This window comes from Pseudomonas sp. SWRI99, from assembly GCF_014270125.1.
Lineage (GTDB): Bacteria > Pseudomonadota > Gammaproteobacteria > Pseudomonadales > Pseudomonadaceae > Aquipseudomonas > Aquipseudomonas hamedanensis.
Genome location: NZ_JABWQR010000035.1, coordinates 60318 through 68784, shown reverse-complemented (window position 1 = coordinate 68784; position 8467 = coordinate 60318). Strand labels below are relative to the sequence as shown.

Below are 8467 nucleotides of genomic sequence, written 5' to 3'. Positions count from 1 at the left end.
GGAATAGCTCAGTTGGTAGAGCACGACCTTGCCAAGGTCGGGGTCGCGAGTTCGAGTCTCGTTTCCCGCTCCAATTTCACAAAAACGCCGATCAGTGATGATCGGCGTTTTTGTTTGTGCGCGGTTTGTGGTGGCGGTAAAAAAGGAGCTGTCGCAGGTCCTTTTCATATTGAGCCCGACCTTACCAAATCCATCCGCGGCGCAGCTTGCTGAATTTCGGCTGTCGCGGCGTATGGCCTTGTTGGTCACCGGCGCGCCGACCCCGTTGCAAACCTTTGCCAGCCGCTGGTGAAAGGAGGCTCGGAGGCCGAGAAAATATCGACTTGGGTTGCTGTGCGTCGCTATCTCGATGGCTCCAGCCCCTTCCAAAGCCAGACGACTCTTTCACCATTCACTGTCGGCATGACAGCGTCATACTCAATGACTTGCTGATTTCCCGGCCTGTACTCACACACCCAGGCACCCGGATATGGGCAGGGCTGACCGCTATTCGCACGCATCCCGCTGACTGACCAATGCCATTTCACCACGCGTCCTTCGTGGGCGGGGAGTGGTTCGTTCAATTGAACGTCGCATGCGACGAAGCGGTCGTTTTCAAGTTCCCAGCGTCCCGCGCGAGGAGCCGGATCATGGGTGTTGGCAAAGCGCGCAGGCTCGGGTGGTGTCTGATCAAGGTCACGCTGCCAGGTCACCCAGTCGTCCGTGGACGCCCCGGCGACGTTTGGCATTATTTCGCCCTGTTTGAAAGCTTGTCGGGTTTCCGCCCGTCCTGGAACCAGCCACCATCCGGATTGAATGCAAGCGGTTCCCGCTACGCTGCGAAGAGTTAGGGGCGCAGAGGTTTGGCCGGAAGGCATTGAGGGTGGAGCGATAAAGCGCGTTGTTGGCGTCGGCCAATCGCTGTCAGGGTCAAAGCGGGCCATCCAGCGACGGCTGTCAGCATCCGTGAAACGCTCGTTGGGGTCGCCGTCCCATTGGCCGAAGCCCAGCAAACCCAAGTCGTCGTAGCGGATAGGCTTGAGCAGTTTGTTCAAGAGCATGGGTAGTTCGGGCACGCCTTGTTCGACCGGATACAATTCTGGCTGTTCGCCCAGTTCGATCCATTGGCCGCTTTGTAACTCGGTGATGCTGATGCGGCGATGAGACAGTGCCGAACGTACTTGTTCGCGGGTCAGGTCAAGCTTTTCGCGCCAGTGGTCGGAGAGGAGGAAGGCCCAGGTGGGGGGACGGATGCCATTGAGCAGTTCGCCGCGCATGCTGAACGCGTAGTCGATATCCAGGCCGTAGAAGCTGGGGGCGAGTGCTCGCTCCCAAGTGGTGACGGCTGATCGCGTACCAAATTCGAGTGGGTTGGCCATGGCGAAGCCACTGTAGACCTGATGCGCCTTGAGCAGATCAATGGTCTTGAACACAAAGCGGCGCCACGCTTCGCGGTTGTCCAGCCACCATTGCCAGCGGTAATAGAACGTGACTGAGGAGTGCGCGGTTCTTCTTCCTTCGTATTTTTTGAACCATGTGCGCCAGAAATATCCTGCTGTCGTCGGTGACGAGGCATGATTTTTTTCGTCGGTAAAATTAAAAACAAAGGCTTCGTTGTCGAAACTTTTCCTGGCCTGTTCGCGCAGGTTTGGCAGGCGTGCCGAGCCATATGGGTGTGGGCGTTCCGAAATCGGATGGGTGCCAACAGTGTAAGGCTTGCCAAGGAGTTGTTCGAAGGCTTCATGGATATCCACCATCAGCAGCGCTTCTTCTTGGTGTTTGTCCGGGCGAGGAGGGAAATAGAAGTTAATGAAAGGGCTGACGCTATGTGAAGCTTCCTCAGTGCCTGATTCCGAGTTTGGCCATTCCTTAAGGAGCTCGATAAAGAGATCTCTCTCTTCGGTGGTAAACATCTGATGAGTAGTGCTCATAGTTATTTCTTCCTCCGTGCCTGTTCGCTTGGCTTGGATTTGTTTTCATCTGCATGGAAGCCAGTGCAATCCTCCGGCACCCGTAGCAAGGCCACTTTCTCCCGACCAATCTTTTCTCGGTTGACGCCGGTTCTCGGCTCCATAAGCTCAGCGTATTGGTCGATTTGTTTTTGTTTTACCCAATCCCCTGGAAACTTGATTTCTACCGCCGCAAACACATTTTCCGATTCGAATGGCTCTTGTCGGTACTCAACAACGACTAGATCAGGCGCTAGCAATCCTCTAGGCCGTGGCCAAAACGGCTGAATATCGCTGCCGAACCGTTTGGGACGAGTTGCAGGGATCCCCAGTAAGGCTTTCTTGCTGCTGCCGTTGTAATTGGGCTCGGCCTTGAGTGGACTTCGCCATTCCAGTGCCTCGTCTACGGATTCAAAGAACAGCGAGGCGGTGAACTGTTTGAGTGCAACCTCAATCGTGGTTTCCACGCTATCGCCAGCGATTTTCTTACGAATGCGGCGTGGCACCTTGATCGGCATCTGCAGGGCAACTGTGCAGACTTGGCTAATAGCTGGGCGAAAAGGCACTTTACGTTCGATATATTCCTTGAAATTCAAGTTCTCCTTGCCTCTTCGAGAAACCGTGCTGTTGCCGCCCGGATCCACTGCGGCAAACGTGGAGCTTTTAACGTCGATTTCACGCGTCATTGCTTCGATAGTTGCTCGAAGCATTTTTTTAATCTGGTTTCTTCGCTCGTTGATCTCTACTGCAAGTTGGGCCAACTCGGCGGCGGTTTTTGCGTTTTCATAAGCCTGGTTTGCTCGGTAGGCCCGATAGGCTCTGTCGATGACGTGAGCGAGAGTACGGACAATGGGGGCTACTGGCATCAGTCGAGGTCTCCACTGTGCTGAGCAAGAAAGTCATCAGGAAAAATGGCCTTGGTCTCTCCAGGTGGGGCTTCATCATCGAAAGCCATCAGATAGGGCTGCCAGCTTTCGGTGATTCGCTGATCGTCGCGCATGATTGCCTTTTGGGCCTGCACGGATCTGGATGCCTCGGTAACAGTCCAATCAGTTCCCCCTTGGGGGCAAGTCAGGCCTTCCGTCAGTAGGGTGGCGCCATCGGTGATGCGATACCGATAGCCTGCGAAGGCACGCTGATCGCTCTTCAGCAATGTGTAACGTCCCAAAAATGCTCCAGGCGGCGCGGGAGGTGATTGTGGACTGCCAAGCGGATTGCCCGTACCGATTGCATCCGCGCTGACGGGGCCTTTGATCTTGATGGTCAGCCCATCAAGAGTAATGCCATCGCTATCAATCGTGATGCTGCCGCCGGGGGCTCTCAGGACAATGCGTTCTCCCGATGTGACATCGAACACTGTCGTTTTTTGCTCAATGCATTGCCCAGCGGACAGGTAATAGCGGTTCCGGACTGATTGCTCAGCACTGCCTCCGATCTGAATGTTATGGTCAGCGGCAATTTTATCGTGCCGGTTGTTGGCGATTTCCTCGACGCGGTCCCCGCCGATGCTGGTGTGATGGTTACGCCCTAGCGTCTGAATTCGATCACGGCCCAGTTCCAGATGCTGATCCTGCACAATAGCAATGTGCTCATCGTTACCTACACGCTCGTTGCGGTTATGGCCGATGTCTACCTGCTCGTCGTGTTCGACCCTCTCGCTTCGGTCGTTACCCACGTAGGTGGTGTTGTTGTGTTTGATGTGGACGTTCTTGTCTTTTTCGGCATGGATGAACACTTCCTGGTGGCCCAGTTCATCCTCAAAGCGCAGCTCGTTGAAGCCAGAGCCCTTGTGGGTGCGGGTTTTGATGGTCATTCGTGTTTTGTGCTTGGGCAGCTCATACGGCGGCAGATTTGTTTGGCGGTAGGTCCGCCCCGTGGCGATCGGCTGGTCAGGATCGCCGTCCAAAAAGCTGATGATCAGTTCCTGATTGATCCGAGGCACGGCCATGGCGCCCCAAGTCGCACCGGCCCAGCCTTGGGCCACACGAATCCAGCACGAACTCTGATCGTTGTTTTTGTCCGAACGGTCCCAAGGAAACTGCACCTTGACCCGGCCCCATTCATCGCAATAGATCTCTTCACCGGGAGGCCCAACCACCGTGGCGATCTGCGGGCCATCGATGCAGGGTTTGTCGCGTAGCGGTGCCTTCCAATCGGAGGTCCAGCGGATGGCGCTGGCCTTTAACGTGTAGGAGGTACCGAGGCCACTGCCAAACGATTCTTCCTGCAGGCTGGTGTGCTGCTTGCCTTCGTGCCTGATGGCGATGGTGCGCCAGCGGTCATTGAAGTCCTCGCGGGGATGATCGTTCAGGTCGAACGCCAACCCCGGTTGCAGACGTTCATCGTCGCCTTCCACATGGGCCAATTTGGCGTCGTTGCGCAGGGCTGCCAGGCGGGTCTTGGTAAAGGGCTTGCCGGCGATATCGCGTTTGTAGCGCCCGGGATAGTCGTAGCGTTCATAGTCCTTGTGCTGGTTGTTCAGGTCCTGGTCGCCGGTGGCGGTGTGCTGCTGGTTGTAGCGCGGGTGGGTGAAGGTGTAGTCGCGCTGCACCTGGCGGGCGGTACGCACTTGTTCGGTGTAGTGGAAGCGGGTCAGGGCCGGCTCCATGGAATCGCCGCCACCCATGGCCTGGTAGATTACCGGGCAATCGGTGTGGGTGCCGATGGTGCCGAGGCCGCCGACGCGGTCTGTCAGGATCAGCGTGTGGCCGTCGGCACGGTGTTCGAAGGTGTAGAGCAGGCCTTCTTCTGCGGCGAGGCGGGCGATGAAGTCGAGGTCGGTTTCGCCGGCCTGCACACAGTATTCGCGGGGTTGGTGCTCGAAGCAGATTTCGCTGCGGATATCGGTCAGTTTCTGCTCGGCCAGCATGCTGGTGATGATGTCTGGCACCGTTTGGCTCTGGAAGATCCGCCAATTGGAACGCAGGTCGAAACGCTTCAGGGTTGGCTCGACTATGGCGGTGTAACGGGTGCGGCGAAAGCCGGTGTCGCCCTGCTGGAAGAGACTGACCAAACCGTGGACGTAGCGCACTGGAGTGTCATCGCGCCAGATGGTGAACACGGCGGCCAGGTCAAGCATGCGGTAGAAGTCGATGGCCGGGTGGTGACTGACCAGCTCCAGTTCGAGTTTGAAGGGCTGGGAGAGTCCTTCTTCAAGGGTGAACGAGACCACTTCGAAAGGATCGCCCCGCAGCGGTTCGAAGGTGTAACGCAGGTCGCTTTGGCGTGGCATGAAACCTCCTTGTGGTGAGTCCGGGTCAGTTGATCAACCAGCTGGCGTCGCCGTTTTCCAGCACGCCTTCGTGGTCGGTGCTATCGCCGACACGGGCTACGGCCTTGCCGTTGATGATCATCGAGGGTGAACCGCTGATGATCACGGCACCGCAACTGAGTGTGTCGCCAGCGCGTGCAACAGCCCGGCCATTGACAGTGAGACTCCCTGATCCACTGGCGACAGTGGCTGGGCCACACGCTGGACAAGCATGGTCGTGACCGACCAAAACGACGGCAGGCATAGAGCCTCCTTATGGCGTTCACACGGGAGTTAGAGCTTGAGAATTTTGTCCAGTGACGCAAGGACTTCTTGGGTGATGGCGTTCAGGCGGATCGAGTAGATCGTGTAGGCGACCGTCAGCACGACGGCGGCCATGGCCCACGGCGTCCACAACGGCCAGGCGCGTTTGATCCGGTAGTTGCGCGGCGCCACGTTTTTCAGCGGGTCGGTCAGACGCTTGGGCGTCTCGCCGCGCAAGGGGCGCAGCAGGCCGTGCAACTGGTCGATGATCTTCTGTATTTCGGCATCGCCGTTGATACGGGCGCCATATTTGCCTTTGAGGCCGGAGATCAAACACTGGTACATGAACTCAAGTACATGCTGGTACCTGGCCGCTTCGGGGATCATGTTGTTCATGACGGTAAAGAATTTTTCGCCGCCCCACGTCTCCCCATGAAACTGACTGAGCAGTGAGCGTGCACTCCAAGTGGAGGACTTGCCCCAGGCAGTGCGCATGACTACCTCGTCCAACAACAGGCACAGGCTGTAGGAGTAGGTCTTGAGCATGCCGGCGTCGTAGTCGAGCTGGCTGACTTCTTCCATGATCGTAGTGATCTGGTTGCTGACGCTTTGATAGAGCGCGGGCACGTTGTCGTGTTGGTCCAGGCGGCGCAGGCGAATCACTAGGCCGATCAGCGGCGTGGCGGCATCGCACAGCGGGTTCCAGGCCAGGCCGCGCATGACGAATTCGGGATCTGCCAGCAGCGGTTCGGGTTTGGTGCCAGTAGACGTCGGTTCAAGGGTGTTTTCGGGCGAGGCGACAGGTGCGGGTTCTGTGTGGGTGGCTCTGTTCGATACGGCGTCACTCATCGCGTGCACTCTTCTATCTATGGGTTGAGAGCTGCAACGCCAGTCCTGCATGGATGTTCGCTGCTGGCGCCACTCTAGGCAGGCAAGGTTTGGCGCTTCAAGAGGGCGTGGACGATCAAGAGATGTCCTACAATTACCGGTGTAATAGGCTGTCAGTTTTGGCTGTCTTTGGCGGGGGCCTTTCGGCGGCTGATGTGGCTAGAGTCCTTGCGCATAGGTTGGGCATGCTCTGCGCAGCGTTCCACGGACGCACTTGGAATAAAAAAGGACCTTTAACAGGTCCTTTCTTATCTCGACCCGATTATCGCTGACCGGGTTTAAACAGCGCTTTACAGCTTCGGCAACTGCCCGACACGCCCCATCATTTCCGTGACGATCTGCAAATCGAGCAGGAACTGATCCACGGTTTTGAATTCGCCATCGGTGTGCCCGGTGTATTTGGCCTCAGGCCGAGCCAGGCCGAATTGCACCCCGTTCGGCAATTCGTGAACCGAGGTCGCACCAGCGGAAGTACCGAACTCTGACTTCATGCCGAGGTTTTCGCTGGCCACTGCGAGCAACGCCTTGACCCACTCACCCTCGGGGTTGCGATACATCGGTTCGGCCACTGAGTAGTCGAACGCTACAGCGACGTGAGTCTTCTTGCTCCAGGCATCCAGTTTTTCAGCGAGCTCAGCCTTGAGTTTTTCTGGAGACTTGCCTTTCGGCACGCGCAAATTGACCGCCAGCTTGAAGGCTTTGTCATCCTCACCCACATAGGTCAGGGATGTCGTCAGTGGTCCCATGAACGCGTCCGAGAAGCCCACCCCGAGTTTCTTGCCCAGATAGTCGAGGCCCCAGTTGTCGTCGGCATAGCGCGCGGCGTCGGTGAATTGGTTGTGCTTGAGCGCGACTTTGCCGTCCAGGCTGTTGATGAAGCTCAGCATGCGTGCGACCGGGTTGATGCCCGACTCGGGTTCGGAGGAGTGCGCGGAAACGCCGGTGACGGTCAACTTGACGTCTTTGCCTTCAACTTTTGCAGCAACCTGGAAGTCGCCGCCGTTGGCTTTGGCGTAGGCGTCTCCGGCTTTTTGCAGGCTCGCTGCCAGCTCGGCAGGTTTGTCGGTTACCAGTGTCACCACTGAGGCGGACGGAATCTGGTTGGTCGCCTTGCCGCCAGTCATCGACACGATTTCTGCGCCGTTGCCCTCGGCCTTGCGCTTGGCGAAGTTGGCCATGACGGTGCCGTAGCCCTTCTCGGCAATCACCACCGGGTAACCGCCGTCCAGCGCCATGTTGTAGGTGGGCGTCGGGTTACGCTCGAAATAGTAAGGGATGGCGTTGCCCGTGGTTTCCTCGGTGGTATCGACCAGCAACTTGAAGTTACGCGCCAGCGGCAGTTTCTCGTCCTTGATCACCTTCATGGCGTACAGCGCGACGACAATGGCGTTCTTGTCGTCCTCGGTGCCGCGCCCGTACATGCGATCGCCAATCAGCGTGACCTTGAACGGGTCGAGCCTGGTGCCGTCCTTGAGCACCCAGTTTTCCGGTGTTACTGGCACCACATCGGCGTGCGCGTGAATTCCGACGACTTCGTTGCCTTTGCCGTCCAGAGAGATTTCGTAGACACGGTTATCGACATTGCGGAATTTCAGATTGAAGGATTCGGCGAGTTTCTGAATCTCACCGGCAATCTTGATGAATTCAGGGTTGTCGTGTTGCGCCACGCCGTCCTTGCGGAAGGTCGGAATCTCGACGAGTTGGTGCAGTGTTTCCAGCGCGGCCTTGCCGTATTTCACACGGGTGTAGATACCCAGCAGGCGATGGATTTCATTCTGCTGTTCGGCATTCAAGGTTTTGTTGTCGAGGAAGGCGCTGACGGACGGGTTGAGGTTGTCCGTTTTGGCCAGGTCGCTTTTCGCCAGGCTGCCGAGGAAGCTGCGGAAGTCCGCTACGTTCTTGCCGTCGAAGGATTTCAGGATCGCTGCGCTCTGCTCGGCAGTGATGTTGGCTTGGGCGGCGCTGGTAAACGCGGTGAGGCTGGCTAGGACCAGAGTGGCGGCGGCCAGTTTTTTCAGGGAAAAGACCATGTAACAGGCATTCCTTTGCTAGAGATTGGGAAAGTATGTCTGACGCTTGCGACAGAAACATTTTGCAACCTAACACCGTGAGCGGGTGAAGAGGGAGTCACAAACTT

At 57.2% G+C, this 8467-nt stretch carries 6 protein-coding genes; all 6 read right to left on the bottom strand.

From position 1 onward, the window contains the following. Positions 1 to 341: 341 nt before the first annotated feature. Positions 342 to 1910, bottom strand: a complete 1569-nt coding sequence (locus HU743_RS23820) for a type VI immunity family protein (protein ID WP_186651575.1) — start codon at positions 1908 to 1910, stop codon at positions 342 to 344. A 2-nt stretch (positions 1911 to 1912) separates the two neighbouring features. After that, positions 1913 to 2794, bottom strand: coding sequence for a VRR-NUC domain-containing protein (locus tag HU743_RS23815; protein WP_186651573.1), 882 nt, complete (start codon positions 2792 to 2794; stop codon positions 1913 to 1915). Further along, on the bottom strand, positions 2794 to 5160 hold the full coding sequence (gene tssI, locus HU743_RS23810; protein WP_186651571.1) for a type VI secretion system tip protein TssI/VgrG: 2367 nt from the start codon (positions 5158 to 5160) through the stop codon (positions 2794 to 2796). The genes HU743_RS23815 and tssI overlap by 1 nt, the downstream gene beginning before the upstream one ends. Before the next feature lie 25 nt (positions 5161 to 5185). Beyond that, positions 5186 to 5443, bottom strand: a complete 258-nt coding sequence (locus HU743_RS23805) for a PAAR domain-containing protein (RefSeq protein ID WP_186651569.1) — start codon at positions 5441 to 5443, stop codon at positions 5186 to 5188. A 29-nt stretch (positions 5444 to 5472) separates the two neighbouring features. Further along, entirely contained in the window at positions 5473 to 6291 is an 819-nt protein-coding gene (gene icmH, locus HU743_RS23800) for a type IVB secretion system protein IcmH/DotU (protein ID WP_186651567.1), read from the bottom strand. Positions 6292 to 6620: 329 nt separating this feature from the next. Next, positions 6621 to 8360 carry a dipeptidase gene (locus tag HU743_RS23795; protein ID WP_186651565.1) on the bottom strand — a complete coding sequence of 580 codons (1740 nt, stop codon included), beginning with the start codon at positions 8358 to 8360 and terminating at the stop codon, positions 6621 to 6623. Positions 8361 to 8467: the final 107 nt, after the last annotated feature.

What these genes read in the sequence shown, in the direction of transcription:
- HU743_RS23815 (WP_186651573.1), bottom strand. Translation starts at nt 2,794, where the DNA reads ATGCCAGTAGCCCCCATTGTCCGTACTCTCGCTCACGTCATCGACAGA.
- icmH (WP_186651567.1), bottom strand. Translation starts at nt 6,291, where the DNA reads ATGAGTGACGCCGTATCGAACAGAGCCACCCACACAGAACCCGCACCT.
- HU743_RS23795 (WP_186651565.1), bottom strand. Translation starts at nt 8,360, where the DNA reads ATGGTCTTTTCCCTGAAAAAACTGGCCGCCGCCACTCTGGTCCTAGCC.
- tssI (WP_186651571.1), bottom strand. Translation starts at nt 5,160, where the DNA reads ATGCCACGCCAAAGCGACCTGCGTTACACCTTCGAACCGCTGCGGGGC.
- HU743_RS23820 (WP_186651575.1), bottom strand. Translation starts at nt 1,910, where the DNA reads ATGAGCACTACTCATCAGATGTTTACCACCGAAGAGAGAGATCTCTTT.
- HU743_RS23805 (WP_186651569.1), bottom strand. Translation starts at nt 5,443, where the DNA reads ATGCCTGCCGTCGTTTTGGTCGGTCACGACCATGCTTGTCCAGCGTGT.